12 protein-coding genes are annotated in these 17,514 nt (G+C 34.9%); 7 read left to right on the top strand and 5 right to left on the bottom strand.

The features are described 5' to 3' along the window. Positions 1-6: 6 nt before the first annotated feature. Complete coding sequence (locus JMA43_RS11175) at positions 7-2,337, bottom strand: chondroitinase-B domain-containing protein (protein ID WP_342156679.1); 2,331 nt, start codon at positions 2,335-2,337, stop codon at positions 7-9. A gap of 691 nt (positions 2,338-3,028) precedes the next feature. Between JMA43_RS11175 and JMA43_RS11170 the strand changes: the two genes are divergently transcribed. From JMA43_RS11170 to JMA43_RS11140, 7 genes are all read left to right on the top strand, one after another. Beyond that, positions 3,029-3,589 (top strand): RNA polymerase sigma-70 factor, encoded by a 561-nt coding sequence (locus JMA43_RS11170; RefSeq protein WP_342156700.1) that lies wholly within the window; start codon positions 3,029-3,031, stop codon positions 3,587-3,589. 89 nt (positions 3,590-3,678) lie between these two features. Continuing rightward, positions 3,679-4,875, top strand: a complete 1,197-nt coding sequence (locus JMA43_RS11165) for a FecR family protein (protein WP_342156678.1) — start codon at positions 3,679-3,681, stop codon at positions 4,873-4,875. A 95-nt stretch (positions 4,876-4,970) separates the two neighbouring features. Continuing rightward, positions 4,971-8,501: a SusC/RagA family TonB-linked outer membrane protein gene (locus JMA43_RS11160; protein ID WP_342156677.1), complete on the top strand. Its 3,531-nt coding sequence runs from the start codon at positions 4,971-4,973 to the stop codon at positions 8,499-8,501. Between the two features lie 65 nt (positions 8,502-8,566). Next, a complete protein-coding gene (locus tag JMA43_RS11155) occupies positions 8,567-10,126 on the top strand; it encodes a RagB/SusD family nutrient uptake outer membrane protein (RefSeq protein WP_342156676.1) in 1,560 nt (519 codons plus the stop codon). Between the two features lie 19 nt (positions 10,127-10,145). After that, positions 10,146-10,745, top strand: coding sequence for a hypothetical protein (locus tag JMA43_RS11150; RefSeq protein WP_342156675.1), 600 nt, complete (start codon positions 10,146-10,148; stop codon positions 10,743-10,745). A 6-nt stretch (positions 10,746-10,751) separates the two neighbouring features. After that, a complete protein-coding gene (locus tag JMA43_RS11145; RefSeq protein ID WP_342156674.1) occupies positions 10,752-11,186 on the top strand; it encodes a hypothetical protein in 435 nt (144 codons plus the stop codon). Between the two features lie 44 nt (positions 11,187-11,230). Next, the gene (locus JMA43_RS11140) at positions 11,231-12,529 is read left to right on the top strand and encodes a thioredoxin family protein (protein WP_342156673.1); all 1,299 of its coding nucleotides are present in this window, start codon (positions 11,231-11,233) and stop codon (positions 12,527-12,529) included. Between the two features lie 450 nt (positions 12,530-12,979). Here the strand turns inward: JMA43_RS11140 and rodA are convergent, their stop codons facing one another. The 4 genes from rodA to mreC are packed head-to-tail and all read right to left on the bottom strand — an operon-like array spanning position 12,980 to position 17,506. Beyond that, positions 12,980-14,260 carry a rod shape-determining protein RodA gene (gene rodA, locus JMA43_RS11135; RefSeq protein WP_342156672.1) on the bottom strand — a complete coding sequence of 427 codons (1,281 nt, stop codon included), beginning with the start codon at positions 14,258-14,260 and terminating at the stop codon, positions 12,980-12,982. Then, entirely contained in the window at positions 14,261-16,186 is a 1,926-nt protein-coding gene (gene mrdA, locus JMA43_RS11130) for a penicillin-binding protein 2 (protein WP_342156670.1), read from the bottom strand. Beyond that, positions 16,183-16,692: a rod shape-determining protein MreD gene (locus tag JMA43_RS11125; protein WP_342156669.1), complete on the bottom strand. Its 510-nt coding sequence runs from the start codon at positions 16,690-16,692 to the stop codon at positions 16,183-16,185. Before JMA43_RS11125 ends, mrdA begins: the two co-directional genes overlap by 4 nt. Then, positions 16,685-17,506 (bottom strand): rod shape-determining protein MreC, encoded by an 822-nt coding sequence (gene mreC / locus JMA43_RS11120; RefSeq protein WP_342156668.1) that lies wholly within the window; start codon positions 17,504-17,506, stop codon positions 16,685-16,687. The genes JMA43_RS11125 and mreC overlap by 8 nt, the downstream gene beginning before the upstream one ends. Positions 17,507-17,514: the final 8 nt, after the last annotated feature.

Below are 17,514 nucleotides of genomic sequence, written 5' to 3'. Positions count from 1 at the left end.
TGAACTTTATAAGCTTTCATCTATTATTCCAATATTTTTTCCGTCTGTAGCTTTATTTTTTAATGTAGAATTTTCATCTACTTTAAAATCTGCCGTCAACTGAGGATTTTCAGACCAAATTGATGAAATCTCATACGCCTGATCTCCAGTAATAATAGGTTTTGGCGTGTTGTAAAAAGTAGAATGAGAAATATTTACAATAGGCTCTCCTACTACCAAATGCGCTTTAAGTGGTTTAGAATCTTTAAAAATGTTATTTTTTATATCGATATCTTGCACTCCATACAGTGTTACGGCAGCATCGGTTGTGTTGCGCTTTCCGTTCCCAACGTTATTAAACACACAGTGTTCAAGATCTAGAAAAGGTCCAAAGGTACTTTCGTCAGATCCACCTCTATACAAGTTTAAAGCGACTCCTTCGATGTTATTAAACACATTGTTTTTTAGAATTACATATTCTGCATTGTAAATACCTATATCTTCATTTTCTTGATTTAGCGATAGAACATCTCCTGTAATTGTCTCAAATTTTGAATTTTTTATACTGATGGTATCCGCAAAAGTATTCTTATAGGTTTTGATAGCATTAAAAGAATGATTCATATCCAAATTCACAAAATCGCAATGATTTATAAATAATTTGTAGTTATCATTCATTGAATACTTACTGGTAGTAATTACAGCGTTTCCTGTTCTATCGGGCGCATTTTTCCCGTCGAAAATTATTCCTTCTAAAGCTAACTTTCCTCCATTCTCAATTTCGATTGCATTTTTCTTCTCGAATAAAATGGTTGCGCGCTTTTGAGTTGAAGCCCTTATTGTAAGCGGCTTCGCAATCGTTATAGTTTTTGAAAGTAAATAAGGTTCTGTATTTTCCAATTGAAGAATGTCTCCTGCATTTGCTTTTGCAACCGCCTCTACAAGTGTATTTAACCCAGGTGCCACTTTAATAATTTGACCACTAGACAATGAAGCTTCCGCTACATCTTTTTGATACCATGTAGCTCCTGTAGTTGTTTTTGAAGGAATTTCGCCTGCAATTTTAGCTCCTGCATTTATGTTGGAAGTTGGTTCTAAAAGTCCGTTTTCTGCACGTTTAAAAGTAATTTCTTGCTGACTAAAACCATCTTTGGTTAAAGGTTGAATGTTTGGACTTACAATATTATTTTTAAAAGAAATCCCAGAAATATCGTCGTATACAGTAAACAATTGATTTTTATGTTCATTGTAAAAAATATTGTTTGCCATTACAGAATTGATAGGTGTTACACTTCGTTCATCATCACTTCCGGCACACAATTGCACATGGTCTGAGTTGATAAACGTATTGTTTTCCACACGAGCATCTTCCACTTGAAAGTATCTGTTTATTGGAGAATTTGGCACTCCATTCATCACAACAAAGGCACCTCTAAACCTATATCCCGTAAGTCCCTCTCCGTAATTATTAACCACAGTTTGCTGTCCGTTTATAACTCTAATCCCACCTGTATTTAGCTTCCCGTTTCCGAAGAATACATTGCCTTCAACCCACGTTTCGTTACCGTGACGCATTGTTAAAGTTCCAGTACATTCGTAAAAAACATTGTTTTTAAAGGTATTCTGACACGATTTGTTTGAGATGATTTCATGCTCACCATTACATCTATCAAAATAATTATATTCAACAAGTGTTTTAGAATTTGTAAGCGAATAATGACTCGTTCCTATACGGAGCGTCTCACCTCCATTGGAACCTAAATTTTGACGAGGACCAAAATAATTATGGTCAATGCGGTGGTTGTTTTCTCTACTTTCTTCAGTGTTCAATCGCACTGTCATGGTTACGCCTCTATTGCGTTTACCCTCTAAGTGGTTGTGGTCTATTCGATTGTTTTTTCCGTAAATAGCCACCCACGTATCGGCTTCATGGCGTTCTGGATTACTAAAATTATCAATCACACATTCTGTTAAACGGCAATTGTTTGCTAAATTCTTATTGTCTTTTTTAAATGAAATGACTTCATTTGTTGGTGTAAAACCATCTTTAAACACAAGTCCTTCAACTACCAAATACTCTCCTGCAATTCTTAAATTAGAGTTTCCAGTTAAAATAACTTCTCCTTTGGTTTCCGCTTTTAATGTAATTAAGCTGTCGCTTGTTCCTTTTGCTTCAAATAACAACTCGGCATTTTCCCAAGTACCATTTGCTAATATTAAAGTATCTCCAGGCTTTGCCTTTGAAATGGCTTCGTTAAATTCAGATAAATTCTTAAGCGTTTTTAATTCCGACTGTTTAGCACACGAAAAAGCTAAAACAGTAATAAACAGCAGGCTAAATAGTTTAGTGTTTTTCATAAAATAAATTGGTTTACCAGTTTGGTTGACCAAATATATGAATAATTAAATTTTATGCAAATAAATTATTAATAAAATGAAAAATGATTGCAAAAAATGAGAATATAACATTCGTAAAACAGGATAGAATAAAAAATCGCTTTACTGAAACTACAGATTAAGTAGCAGTAAAGCGATTTTAATTATTATGAATAATTTATTTGGATAAAGCAAACAGCAGTCCAATTCCGCTGACGTTACTTTTTATGAAATGTAAATTAACTATTTTTAGTTTACAATACTCATAAAGCTAAAAATTTTATAAAAATAAATAATTTTTTGTGCGATTATATTCATTGAGGAAATCCTCATTTTTCAGTATAAATCATCCTTTGTGCACAATTATCAATCTATTAAAATTCAGTAAAGACTTTCAGTATAAAATAAAAATAACGCAATTGTTGACCGATAATATTAACAATATGATGACTTGCTAAAATATCTCAACTCTTGCCTGCTGAAAATCAGAAAAATACACTTCAAAAAATACGCTACAATTCATAAAATAGTTGTCTTACAGTGCATAGTATTTAATCCTCAAACCCTTTAGTAGTGTTGGGTTAACAGAGGATAACAAGTATAAAAAACACAAAAAATAAAAGTAACTTTGTCTACCCTTTTAACTAAATAATAACTATAAGTTTACGCACGAATTAACAAAACTGCTACAAATACGATTATCACCCCCGACTCCTTCAAGAAATTATTTCACGATTATTATCCGAGTCTGCTTTCCTTCTGTCTACGATATGTGGAGGACAAAAACACTGCGGAAGAAATTGTGGAAGAATGTATGGTGTATTTATGGGAACGTAAGGAGCGAATGTCTCAAGTAAAAGACATTAAATCGTATTTATACACTATGGTTAAAAACAAAGCTTTTGCACATTTAAAACAGGTTGATAAAACAGTGTCATTGGATGCGCAACCTTACGAACAATTTAGCCAATCGGATGAGTTTACAATTGAGGAAGATGTACATGCAATATTACTCAACGCAATCGACTCGTTACCAGAAAAATGCAAAGTAGTTTTTAAATTATCTTGCTTAGAAGGAATAAAATACAAAGACATTGCGGAGGACTTAAACATTTCTGTAAACACAGTTAAATCGCAAAGAGCCAGAGCTTTAGAACTCATCAAAGAGAAATTAAAAGGGCAGTCTATTCTTGCTGTTTATTTACTGTTTTTGTTAAAATTATTATTTTTTTAAAATCTTTTCCACCCATTTCATCAATTTTTCACTCTATATAACGCTAACCGTTAAATTATCGGTAGCAACCAAAGCTAGCTTAAAAAACAATGAACAAAAATCAACTGTCGAAAAACGCTGTTGTACGGTTAATTGTTAAATCCATTTTAGGGAATTTAACTTCCGAAGAAAAAGAAACATTTTCTGAGTGGTTAAACAATGGAAACAACAATAAACTCTACAAAAAAATAATCAACCCTAGCAACCTAGATGCTAAGGAAAAACTATATAAGAGTATTAATAAAGAAGCTGCATATAACAGAGTTCTAAAAACAATTGCTGCCAACAAACAGCAACGTAAAAAGAAAGCACTTTTTCAAGTGTACAAGTATGCTGCGGTTATAATTGTAGCCTTATTGGCGGGTACTTTTGTGTTTAAGAATTATAAATCTGAAGAGGTTATTACTGAAGAAAACTTGGTAAAAATCACACCTGGATACCACAAAGCAACACTTATTTTAGGAAATGGAGAAGTTGTTGATTTAACTGCACATCAAAATGAAACCATTAATGCAACTTCAGCAAAAATCAGTAATAAAAATAATACTCTAGATTATACTGCTACAACAAGTGAGTCGAGCGCCGAAATAAGTTACAATACGCTTATTGTACCAACGGGAGGGATTTACAACATTGTTCTTCCAGATGGTTCTAAAGTTTGGCTGAACTCCAACTCTACACTTACCTATCCTGAAATTTTTACTGAAGATACTCGAACTGTAAAACTAGAGGGAGAAGCATATTTTGATGTGGTAAAAAACAAAGGAAAGTTTGTTGTAAAAACACAACATCAAAACGTAACGGTACTCGGAACATCGTTTAACGTAAGCGCATACAAACAAGACAATTACTTCTCTTCTACACTTGTGGAAGGAAAAATAGAACTTTCTTCGGAAGAAACCGAAGCAGTTATTTTAACACCAGGTACCAGAGGATACTTAAAGTTTGACAGCAACAAAAAAGTATTTGTAAGCAAAGTTGATGTTAGAAATTACAGTTCGTGGAAAGATGGAATATTCTATTTCGATAACGAAAAGCTTCCTGTCATCTTAAAGAAAATAGGTAGATGGTATGGTTTTGATGTAGCCTTTGAAGATGAAAAAGCAATCGACAATATTTTATTTACAGGTGTATTTAAAAAAGATGCACCAATTAAAGATTTATTAGAAATGATCCGGAAGACCTCTGGAATAGCATATCAAGTTGAAGAAATAAACGAAACCTATAAAATAAAAATATCAAAATAAATAACAGAGAAAAACCGGATAGTATTTGGCCGTGCTATCCGGTTTTAAGGGCTGTTAACTAAACTATCAATTAACAACTATAATTACGTAAATGTATGAAAAAAAACCTATCGGAAGGATACGCAATGCGTTTCCTCAGGCGGTATGAACGTGAAATTGCATGGATTATGAAGCGATCGCTCTTAATGTTCTTACTATTTCTAAATGTATCAGCTTTTGCTTTTGCTCAAAAAATCAACCTGAAAATGGGCGAAGTAACACTTCACGAAGCATTAAAAGAAATCAGAGAACAATCAAATGTAGAATTCTTCTATAGCAACAATACGCTAGATTTAGACAGAATTGTAGTGGCAAATTTTGACAATGTAGAACTACTCGATGCAGTAGCGCAACTCATTGGAGATGGTTACGCCCTTGAACCTCAAAACGAACAATTGTACTTAATTGTTCCTGTTAAAAAAACGCGACAAGAGTTTTTAAACGTAACTGGGGTTGTTCAAAACAACAATGGAGAAACACTTCCTGGAGCTACTATTATGGTAAAAGGCACCATGATTGGAGTATCTACAAACCTCGAAGGTAGGTTTGAAATTGATGTTCCTGTAAAACCAGGACAAACTCCTACCATCGAAGTAACGTTTTTGGGGTATAAAAAATCCGAGATAGCTATTGGAGAGAACACCAACCTAACAGTTATTTTAGAAGAAGATGTAAACTCTTTAGAAGAAGTTACTATAGTTGCCTACGGAGAAAGAGGAGAAAAAGAACTTATCAACTCGGTATCTAAAGTAAAGGCAGAAGCGATAAAAGATATGCCTGCAGCAAATCTTGAAAACCTTATGCAAGGACAAATGGCCGGAGTTTTTGTTACCAACCAATCTGGATCACCAGGAGGTACAGGAACAATTGTAAATATTAGAGGGCAAAACTCTTTAATGGTTACAGGTCCAGATGGACAATTAATAAACGATGGTTCTCCTTTATATGTAGTTGACGGAATTCCTATTATTTCTGAAACAAATACAGCTATGGGTGTAAGTGGTCTTGCTGATATTGATCCTGCAACTATCGAATCTATGGAGGTTTTAAAAGATGCTTCTGCAGCTGCCTTATATGGTTCGAGAGCAAATAACGGAGTCGTATTAATCACAACCAAAAAAGGAAAAACAGGTAAAGCACAAATCACAGCTAATGTTTCTAGAGGTTACAGCGTGCTTCCAAAAACTCCTGTTCAAACGTTAGGAAATGCCGAAAGACAATTTGCACTTCAGTTTGCAAAAGGAGCTACTACGGCTTATTACGACCCTGCTTCTCGTACCTATGTTGTACCAGAATCTTACAAAGAATCTTGGGGAACACAAGGAGTTTACGATTGGTTTTGGGGTAACGGAGTTAACGTCGGTGCTTACAAACCAGAAATTCAAGATAGTTTAAATACATATTACAACAACAACTCTAACTGGTGGGATTACTATTTCCAAACAGGAAAAACTCTCAACGTAAACTTACAAGTTAACGGAGGAACAGAATTGTTTAAATACAACCTTGCTTTAGGTCATTATAACGAAGAAGGTATCATGCCAGGAACCGCATTTAACCGTTACAACATTACGGCAAATATGGATATTAAACCACGCAAAAACATAACAATTACCTCAACCAATTACTTTGCATACACCAACAGAGGATTGGGTTCTAACAGCAACAACGGATCGGCTTTTATGGTTGGATCGCCAGTTTCGAGTTCGTCTTTGTATTCTTTCAATAACCCGATAGCTTTAGAACAAGCCAACAGAATTGCAGCTACCGAACAAAAGAATGATACGTACAGATTGCGTTCTGGTCTTCGACTAAATTGGACTTTTGCTAAAAACTTCAGTTTTAATTCTACACCATCTGTAGATATTTCTTTAGTGACTAGCAATGTATTTGTTCCTTCTTATCTAGATGACAGATTCGGACTTTCAAGTTCAGAAGCAACCAATAATTTATCGATTGTTACCAACTGGGAAAACACTTTAAATTATACCAACACCTTCAATAATGTTCACAATTTAGAACTATTGGCAGGTCAAGGTTATACAAGCAGAACAAACAACAGAAATTGGGGTTACGGTAGCGGAATGCCGAGTGACGACATTCACTACGTCCCTGAAATTCCAGAAACTGCTATTGTAATCGATCAAAACGGAAACCAAATTGTTACTCGTAATTTCTCATCGAGTTACAATGAATCAGTTTTATTGAGTTACTTCGGAAGAGTTGCTTACAACTTCGATAAAAAATATTTAATTGAAGCAACGCTAAGAGCCGACGGGTCGAGTACTTTTGGAGAAGGAAAAAGATGGGGAACATTCCCATCGGTAGCAGCAGGATGGAACTTTGCCAGTGAAAAATTCATGGAAAATCTTTGGTGGTTAAGTTCTGGAAAACTTAGAGCTTCTTGGGGGGTAACAGGAGTACAATTCCAAAACCCTTATTTAGCACACGGTACAGTTTCCGATAAGAACTCACCTTACTTTTTAGGAACTCCAGGACTAGCGCCAGATCAAGTTTCGTACAACAATTTAGCTTGGGAAGAGTCGCAACAATACAGTCTTGGACTTGACTTGAACCTGTTTGAGCACCGCGTAAAAATGGTAACCGATTGGTACTATAAATACAACAAAGATCAAATTTACAATGCACCACTTCCTGGAGATGTTTACTACGAATCTTCAACTTGGAGAAATACGTTTTCTACATCAAATACTGGTATAGAAATGGCTTTACAAGTAGACATTTTAAGAGATACTGAAGTTAAATGGAAAACTAGTTTTAACATCGCTAGAAACTTCAACAGATTTGAAGAAAGTTTTAACGGTAAAGATGTAGATAATTTTGTTCTAGGAAGACCTTTATTCGGCTTTAATGTTTACGTTCAAGATGGTTATATCGAAACCGAAGAAGATCTTGAAAACTATTACAATGTTAATGGTTCTGTAACTACACAAGGACAGTCAGACAACTTCCACCCTGCTCAAATAGGGATGAAAAAAATCAAAGACCTTAATGGCGACGGAAGAATTAACGACCTAGACAAAGTTTTCAAAGGAAGTCCAATTCCAAAAGCTAGTGGTGGTTTCACCAACGAAGTAAGTTGGAAAAACTTCAGCTTAAATGTATTGTTTACCTACACACTTTCTAAATCTATCATAAATGCGGTACCATACGCGTCGTATACAAACGGTAGAGAGCCTACTACAACTCGTTTGTACTTCGATATGGACGATGTAGATTTTTGGTCTGAAGAAGGATATGCAGCTGCTGGAGATGGTTACAACCCATTTTTCCCATCGGCAAACCTTGGGTACACTCCGCAATCGGATCCTATGGTTGACACAAATATTGAAGATGTAAATTATTTAAGACTGAAAAAATTAAATATCTCTTACACTTTCAATAAAGAATGGATGGAAAAAATAGGAATGGAGTCGGCTAGAATATTCTTCACTGCTGAAAACTTATTCTTAATTACAAATTACTCAGGTTTAGATCCAGAAGCAGTTAATTACACAGGAGTAGATACTCTAGATAATTATCCACTTCCACGAGTATTCACCTTAGGATGTTCATTAAACTTATAGCAAAAAAATCATCGGGTAGCAATCCCTCATGCTACTCGATGATATAACATATAACATACAAAACAATGAAGCGAATTTTAATTCCTTTACTACTTTTAGTAACCGTATTGAGTTCTTGTGCAGATGCACTCGACATCAAGCCAGAAGACAGACAATCGATCACCAATGCTTTTGACGACGACGATGAATTAATGGGGTTTTTAATCACCATTCAAGGAGAAGTGCAACGTTTAATTGGTGAAGATCCACATCAAGCAATGGGAGCTGCTGCCGATCAATGCGACAACTCTGGTTTGGCAAACTTAAGAGATTTAGTTCCTGCTACTGTAAAAGGCTCTTTATACAGCAAATGGGCCGAGTATTACGATGTAATTTACCTTTGCAACCTAGTGTTAGAAAACATCGACCAAGCTGAAGGAAATATTTCTCAAGAGCGAATAGATTTTTACACTGGGCAAGCGCGTTTCTTTAAAGGTTGGATGTATTTCGAACTTGGGCGAATTTGGGGAAATGCCATCATTACTACTGGCACCAACAACTTTAATGCCTACGGAAACAGCACCGATTACGAAGTTATTGCAGAAGCTATTACGAACATGGAAAGTGCTTACACTTTACTAGGGCGTTATGGTGAAATGATAGACGACGAAGGCGAACCACTACTTTCTAAACAATACGGAAGCAGAGGTGCAGCGGCTGGTTTATTAGCACATATGTACGCTTGGCAAGGAAGTATGGCAGAACTTTACAACTGGACGACAGTAATGCCTGCTACTTCTTACAACAAATCTATCGAATGGGCTACAAAATTAATCTCAGGAGAAGATGCAGGAGAATATGGTTTAGCAACAGATATTCCAACAATGCTATCTGAAACCTTTAGCACTTGGGAACCTTCTTCTAGACCTATCGCTAGAGAAAGTATCTTAGAAGTTCAAAACTTTTATTTAACTGATAATTCTGGAGGTTATGCTTCTACCATTATGGAACGTTATGTTACATGGCCTGTAGATACCAACGACAGTAATTCGTACATCGAAACTGCAAGAATCGCATTAAAATTTAATGCTTCTACCATTCAAGAATATTATCAAAATAACGACGAAAGAAAAGATAATTACTTCTATAAAGTTGATTCGCTTGCTGCCGCAGGACATCCTTTTGCTTTTCCGTATAAAGTAAAAGAAGGTGTTTTTAGAGTTGTTAGTCAAGCTACTGGGCGTACAAGTATGACAGGACTCAACAGCAACAACATTTATATCAGACTTGCAGGTATTTATTTATTAAGAGCTGAATGCTACGCAAAAATTGGTAACGATGCTGCTGCCGTAGCCGATTTAAATACAATCCGCTCAAGAGCAAAAGCCGATTTGTACCCAACTGCAGAAGATACCGATTTACAGTATGCTATCTTTAAAGAAAGAGAAAAAGAGTTAATTATGGAAAACGGAAGGTATTACGACGTTGTTAGAAATCATTATTTCGATACCGAGTTTACACCTGCTTTTGCACAATTAACAGACCAAGACATTCAAGACGGCGCCTTATACCTTTATATCGGAGAAGCAGCCTTTACAAACAACACCTTATTAAAACAAAACATCTACTGGAACAGAGTAGATTAATTATTTAAAAAGTATTTAAATGAAAAAAATAGCACTTTTATTCATCACTATCACAGCCTGTTTTATAAGTTGTACTAAAGACAACACTATCGACAGTGGTGTAGCCGATGGCGTTTTACCAGATAAAACCATCTACGAATACTTACTCACAGATGATTATAACTGGGAGCTTACTGTAGAAATGATAGACCATGCTGGTTTAACTCCTTTATTCAACGGAGAAGATGCCAACTACGATAAAATTATGTTTATGGGAATCACTTCGCATTCTATTAGACGTTGGTTGTACAGTCAGAATCTAGAAACCATTGCAGAAACCGACCCTGAGGTATGCAAAGAAATCTTACTGAACCACGTGTTTACAGATGTATTACTTCGTGATGAAATTCCTTCAAGACAAGACGGCGGAATTTTCATTACTTCTATCGGAGCTGCCGAAATTCAATTATTTACAGAAGAAGAAATTGACCCTGTTTACGGAGTTGGTCCGGTGTATGTTAAATTTAATTCTGCTGACGGAACTACCATCAGAGATGCACAAATAGCCTCTGCCGACATTCAACCTTCTAATGGCGTAGTACACTCTATGCACTACGATTACCTAATTGACAAACTATAAATTACCATGAAAAAATCTATCATATACCTTACACTCGCCCTATTAAGTGCAATAACTTTTAGTTGTGACAAAGAAGTTGGTTTTCTAGATATCGAAAACGCAGAATACTTACCAAATACTATGACTGTTAGATTGGAGCCAGACCCAAGAGAAGACGCGTTGAGAATTGAAAACGAATCGCCATGGGTTTCTCAAAAAATAAGTGGCGTTTTAGGAACTCAGCCACTTGTATTTAGTATTGCAAGTGTACGCTCAGACGATGTGGATGCGGCCTCAGTAAACTATTTTCAAGAAAATGTAAGCATTCAAGGTTTAGGTCAAGTAGTGTATCCGCTATTTTCTGAAACTACACCCGGAAATTACATCGTAAGTATTGGAATTCACAATGCAGGAGATCACTACGGAGTTGTAGAAGATGCTCTTATAATTACTGTTGAATAAATAACTTCAGCAGAAAAAATTAAAAACAGAAAACACAAGAAGCAATGAATATTTACAAATCAATTATCATCCTCCTAGTTGCTTTCATTACCAATAGTAATGTGCAAGCACAAGGAATCAACTTTTTCGAAGGTACTTATAAAGAAGCCTTAGCAGAAGCTCAAAAGAGAAACGTTCCGTTATTTATCGATTACTATGCCGATTGGTGTGGACCATGTAAAATGATGGACAAAAACGTGTATGTAGACGAAAAACTAGGAGCATTTTTCAATGAAAATTTTGTTTCAGTAAAAGTAGATGTCGAAGAAGAAATCAACACGCAATTGGTAAGAGAAAATCAAATTGTATCAATGCCAACATTAATGTTTGTTGATGGTAGCGAAAATGCTTTAGCGCGTGTAAGTGGTTCTTTAGATATCGAAAACTTGATGCAAATGGGACAAACCGTTACTGGAGATGTTAGAAGTTTTGAAGAGATTTATACTGAATATCAGAAAAACTCAGACGACTTAGAAATCATGGAAGAGCTGCTTAACAAAGCACCTGCTTTTGTTACGCTTCAGGAAGGGATGAATAAGAAAAAATGGATTGTAAGAGTTGAAAAAATCTTTGACGATTATATCGAACAAAAAATCGACAAAGGAGATGCGCTAGTCAACAAAGAAGATTATGTAATTATCAAAAAGTTTCACCGTCCAGAAGGAAAAGACGATGAAATTATGGAATACATGATTGCCCATATGGACGGATACATCAAAGAAGTTGGACCGCCTGCAGCATTTTATGTTATTCAGCACAATACAGAATATCTAGAGTCTTTAGCTAAAGATGGAGACAAATCGTATGAAACAGCATTGGAGCGTATAAAAGGCGACATGAAACCTGCATATGATGTAATTGAAAGCGATGCAGATCAATACGAATTACAAAAAGCAAATTGCGACGCGCTTTACGCACTTTACAAAGAGAAAAATGTTGATAGCTATATTGCCTTAAAGAACAACTATTTTGAGCTTCAAGGAGAAACAATTTCTCCAATGAGTTTAGCTAGAGCTGCGCAAGTAATGTATGCTGAAGCTGGAAATAAAGTTACTAAAGAGCAAAATGAAGTTGCGAAAGATTGGATTGTAAAATCGCTTAACACCAACGATATTCCAACAATCGATCGTATAAACATTATTGCGCTTTTAGGTGATGTAAATAAAAAATTAGGCGACTTAGACGGAGCCGAAAAAGCTTACAACCAAGCTTATCTTGAAAGTGCTCAAATTGATAAAGCACAAATGCAAAAGTATGTTCAGATGCTTTTAAAAAGAAAACTAGAAATGCTGAAACTTGAGTAACATATTTTATAGTTAGCGTACCATAAAGACTGTCTGAAAAGGCAGTCTTTTTTTATTTGTTAACCTAAGTTCGAGATAAATATCAACAGAGAGAAAATTTGAGCTATATGTATTTCAGTTATTTAATTATCCTTTCATTTTTGTCTTGACACAAAAACGAAACAAAAAAGTCAAGACTGATTCAAAAAGTATAAAAAAATCTACGGAAACAACCACCACAGATAAAAAGAACTCGCTTATGCTCAAACAGCTTTTTATCTTCCAGCCTACGCTGCTTCCTTGATTTTCAACACTTTTTAAATAGGTCAAATTTATTTCATATTCATCATTCTTATGTCGAACTAACGTTTAAAACAAAGTGAAGTATTCCCTTACAAAATTTCACATCAAAATATTTCAAGCTATTCGTATTTATACTGATATAGTTGTTGAAATTAAATAGATGTTGAATTACATCCACTCGTTAATTCTGTTAGCATCGAGCTTTAAAAAGATAAATAACAATACTGTAAACCCAAGTAATCCTGAACCACCATAACTAAAAAACGGTAACGGAATACCCACTGTTGGCAACAAGCCAATAACCATTCCTACATTAATTGCGAAGTGAAAAAAGATAATAGATGCTACGGAATATCCATAAATTCTACTGAAAGCAGACTTTTGTCTTTCTGCTAAAAAAATCAACCTTAAAATTAGCATTGAAAACAACAAGACAACAGCAGAAGTTCCTACAAAACCCCATTCTTCTCCAACAGTACTAAAAATATAATCGGTGTGTTGTTCTGGTACAAAGTTTCCTTTGGTACGAGTTCCTTCTAAAAAACCTTTTCCCATAAATCCGCCAGAACCAATTGCAGATTCCGACTGATAGGTGTTATATCCAATTGTTTTTCGAATCTGATTCAGTTTTACTGGATCATCTTCCAAACGTAACCAAAGACTAAAACGATCTCTATGTCTTTGCTCAAAAACATTATTAAAAATAAAATCTACCGAATATGAAAAAGTGGTGGTTACGATCAATACAACAATTAGTTGCAATATAGTTACTCGTTGCTTTTTTCGTTTTAAATAATAATAAGCCAACCCCAATAACAAAGCAGAACCCAAAAACACCCAAATGGTACCAAAAAGTAAGGTTGCTGTAAAGAGTATGATTGAAAAAAAACCAATTAACAAATACATTGGATGTAAACCCTCTCGGTACAAAACAAAAAAGAATGCCGCATATACTAATGCACTTCCAGGGTCTGGCTGCGGAATTATAAGAAACGCTGGTAAGGAAATTATCAAAAATATTTTTAATAAATCTTTAAAGTCCTTTATATCGGTTTGAATGTCACTTAAATACTTTGCCAACGCTAAAGCAGTAGCTGCCTTAGCAAACTCCGATGGTTGTAATGTCATCCCTCCAATAGCATACCAAGAGGTGGCACCGTTTACATTTTTACCGAAAACAAACAATCCTAATAAAGAAAGTAAAGACGCTAAATAAATTATACTTGCAAATCGCTCGTAAAATTTGGCTTCAACCGAGAGTAAAATGATGACTAAAAAACAACTTACAATAATAAACACGAGCTGTTTTCCATAAAATGTATCTGAATTTAAAATACTTCCTCCCTCGCCAGTATAGGTTGCTGAATAGATATTAAGCCAGCCTATAAAAACCAATAATGCGTATAATAAAATACTAAACCAGTCAACCTTTTTTAAAAAATCTATCATCTATGGCAATGGTTTTTTTTCAGTTTTAATTGTGTTTTCCGTAGGCCATTTAATAAACGTTTTTCCGTCGTTAATGGTAAACGATTTTCCACTTAATGGTTTTGCGTACTCTTCTTCTAAGCTTCCGTTTAACACATATTTCTCTAAGTCAGTTCGAGTAATTTCTCCCTTGATATATTTTTCTATCATTAAACTCGCAATACGTCCTGCCCATCTACTCCCCCAATAACCATTTTCAACAAAAACAGCTATCGCAATTTTAGGATCTTCAACAGGAGCAAAGGCCACAAAAATAGAGTGATCGGTAAGCTGGGCTCTTTTCCCTTCTATTTTAGTAAAGTTTTCAGCAGTACCTGTTTTTCCTGCTATGTTAATATCTGGAATTTGTAGTGAACTTGCAGTACCATAACGATACACATCAAACATACCTTGAATAACTGGCTCAAAATTTTTAGGGTCGATTGTGGTTTGATGCTTTTCTACAAATTTATGCGGAATGGTATCTTCTTCAATCTTTTTAATAATATGTGGTGTATAGTAGTATCCCCTATTTGCAATTGTAGCTGTAAGATTGGCTAGCTGAATTGGCGTTGCCAAAACTTCTCCTTGCCCAATTGCGTTTGAAAGTGTATTTGTAGCATACCAACGACGCTCCCCATAAACCCGATTGTAATAATCGGCATCTGGTATTTTCCCAGATTTTCCTGTAGGTAAATCGTATCCTAAATAGTTTCCGAGTCCAAAACTTTTTACGTGTTCTTCCCAAGTATTCATCCCTTCAGCAGAGGTTGGATATTTTTCGATAACGCGTCGATAAGTATTTGCAAAATAAGCATTACAAGACACCTGTATTCCACGAATTAAATCGTTGTGTGTACCAGAAGGACAGTGGCAACCCATAAAAGAGTTTCTTCCGTAGCGATATCCATGATAACACGTAAAAGTAGTGTGCTCATCGATAACACCTTCCTGTAAACCGATTAAAGCATTTATAGTTTTAAAAGGCGACCCTGGAGGATACATTGCATTTAAACCTCTATCGTACAAAGGTTTTGCGATAGAATCGTAATACAATTCGGTATAATTTCTAGAACGCTTACGTCCTACTAACAAGTCTGGATCGTAACTAGGCGCAGAAACTAGCGCTAAAATTTCGCCAGTTTTTGGAGCAATGGCTACAATTCCTCCTCGTTTATGAATCATTAATTCCTCTCCATACTTTTGGAGCTGGTTATCAATAGTAAGCGTAATATCTTTTCCTGGAACTGGTAGCGTATCGAAAATTCCGTTTTTATACGAACCAATTTCTCGGTTAAATCTATCTTTCTGAATAAACTTCACCCCTTTTTGTCCACGCAACACTTCTTCGTATTGCTCCTCAACTCCTTGACGCCCTTTTAACTCTCCCGATTGGTAGTACGAATATTTACGTAAATCTCTATCATTCACCTCACTTATATACCCCAAAACATTTGCTCCAACACTCGTCATATAGTGTCTTAACGAACGCTTCTGAATATAAAACCCTTCGTACTTACGCATTTTTTCTTGTAAAATGGCATATTCTTTTTTGGATAACTGCGGAACAAAAACCGACGGTAGCCTTGGTGAATACACATAGGCTTTTCGGTATTTCTTAATAAAATCTTCCTTCGAAATATTTAATAATTTACAAAACTCTAACGTATCCAAAGGCTTTACATCTCTAGGAATCACCATGACATCATACGAAGGCTGATTGGCTACCAAGAGTGTTCCGTTTCTATCGTAAATATGTCCGCGCTCAGGATAATCGTAAATGGCTTTTATAGCCGTATCGTTTAACGGATTTTTGTTTGAAGTATCTAACAATTGCAAATACGAAAGCCTTCCTATATAAACTATAGCAATTACAATAATTATAAATGAAAGGAGTAATTTTCTCATGTACTTTTCTTACTAAATAGTGAGATAAAGATTAAACACATAATTAGTGTGAATATTGCTGAAAATAAGGTTTTTTTCAGAATAAGCAATACATGTGCAAAACTAAAAATCTCTAAACTGAATAGCATGAGGTGATGTGTTAAAATTAAAATAACAAGATAATTAACACGTTGACCAAAATAGGTGCTCTCGATTTTAATGTTGTGGTAGTCGTAACTTACTCCAAAAACAGAGCGCATCATTAACGGACGGAAATACGCTACAAACACACTTGCCGCTGCATGCACGCCTCCACTATCACTAAACATATCGATTGTTAGGCCTATTAGAAAAGAACAAAATATAAATAAAATTCTATTGTCTTTATCAAAAGGAAAAAGCACAATAAAAAGTATGTAGATATACGGATTTAAATATCCTAGAAAATTGATATGATTAAAAATAACCACTTGCAAAAGCACAAGCAGTACAAACCGAAGTATAATGACAAATATTGTTTTATTCATCGATTGTGTTTTCTAGGTTTAAAATTTCTTCTTTGTTTAAATTCTCAATAACATACACATGGTCTAAAGTAGTCATGTCGTTAAAGAGTTTTACATCTATTAAATAATAATTTTGAGAAACGTCAAGGTCAAAATTTTCAATCGTTCCAATTGGAATTCCCTTCGGAAAGATACTAGACATCCCTCCTGTTATAATTGTATCGCCAATTTTTACATTTGCCGAACGTAAAATATCTACCAGTTGTACACTATTGATATTTTTTCCGTTCCATTTTAACGACCCAAAATTATTGGTGTTTTTTACTGAAGCATTAATCTCGGAAAGCGAGTTTAAAACCGACTGTACATTGGCGTAATTACTCGAGGTATTTTCTACAATTCCAACAATCCCTTTAGAAGTTATAACTCCCATATCTTGCTGTACACTATCTTGCGCACCTTTGTCGATTAACAAATAGTTTCTTGGCTTGTTAAAACTATTTTTAATAATCGAAGCGGCATACAAATTATAATCGGTAAAAAGAGAATCTGTAAGTAAAACAGAGTCTTGTATTTCTGTTTTCAAATTCAGTAACTGCTTCCGAAGTCTTAAATTCTCTTCAACAAGCTGTTCGTTATATTCTTTTAGATGAAAATAATCTGAAACTTTATTAGAATTATTATACACCAATCCACTTACCCAATTAGCAGATTTTACAAACTTGGCTTTTTGGTAGGAATGCGATTGAAAAGTTAAAAACAGCGAAAAGCAAAAAAGCAATAAAAAGCTAATAAAGGATTTATTCCTTATTAAAAAATTGACAATTTGTTGCATTCACTAAT

The sequence above is a fragment of the Joostella sp. CR20 genome (genome assembly GCF_038433465.1).
Lineage (GTDB): Bacteria > Bacteroidota > Bacteroidia > Flavobacteriales > Flavobacteriaceae > Galbibacter.
Note: the sequence above shows the minus strand (reverse complement) of the source record. Positions and strands in the feature narration are given on the sequence as shown.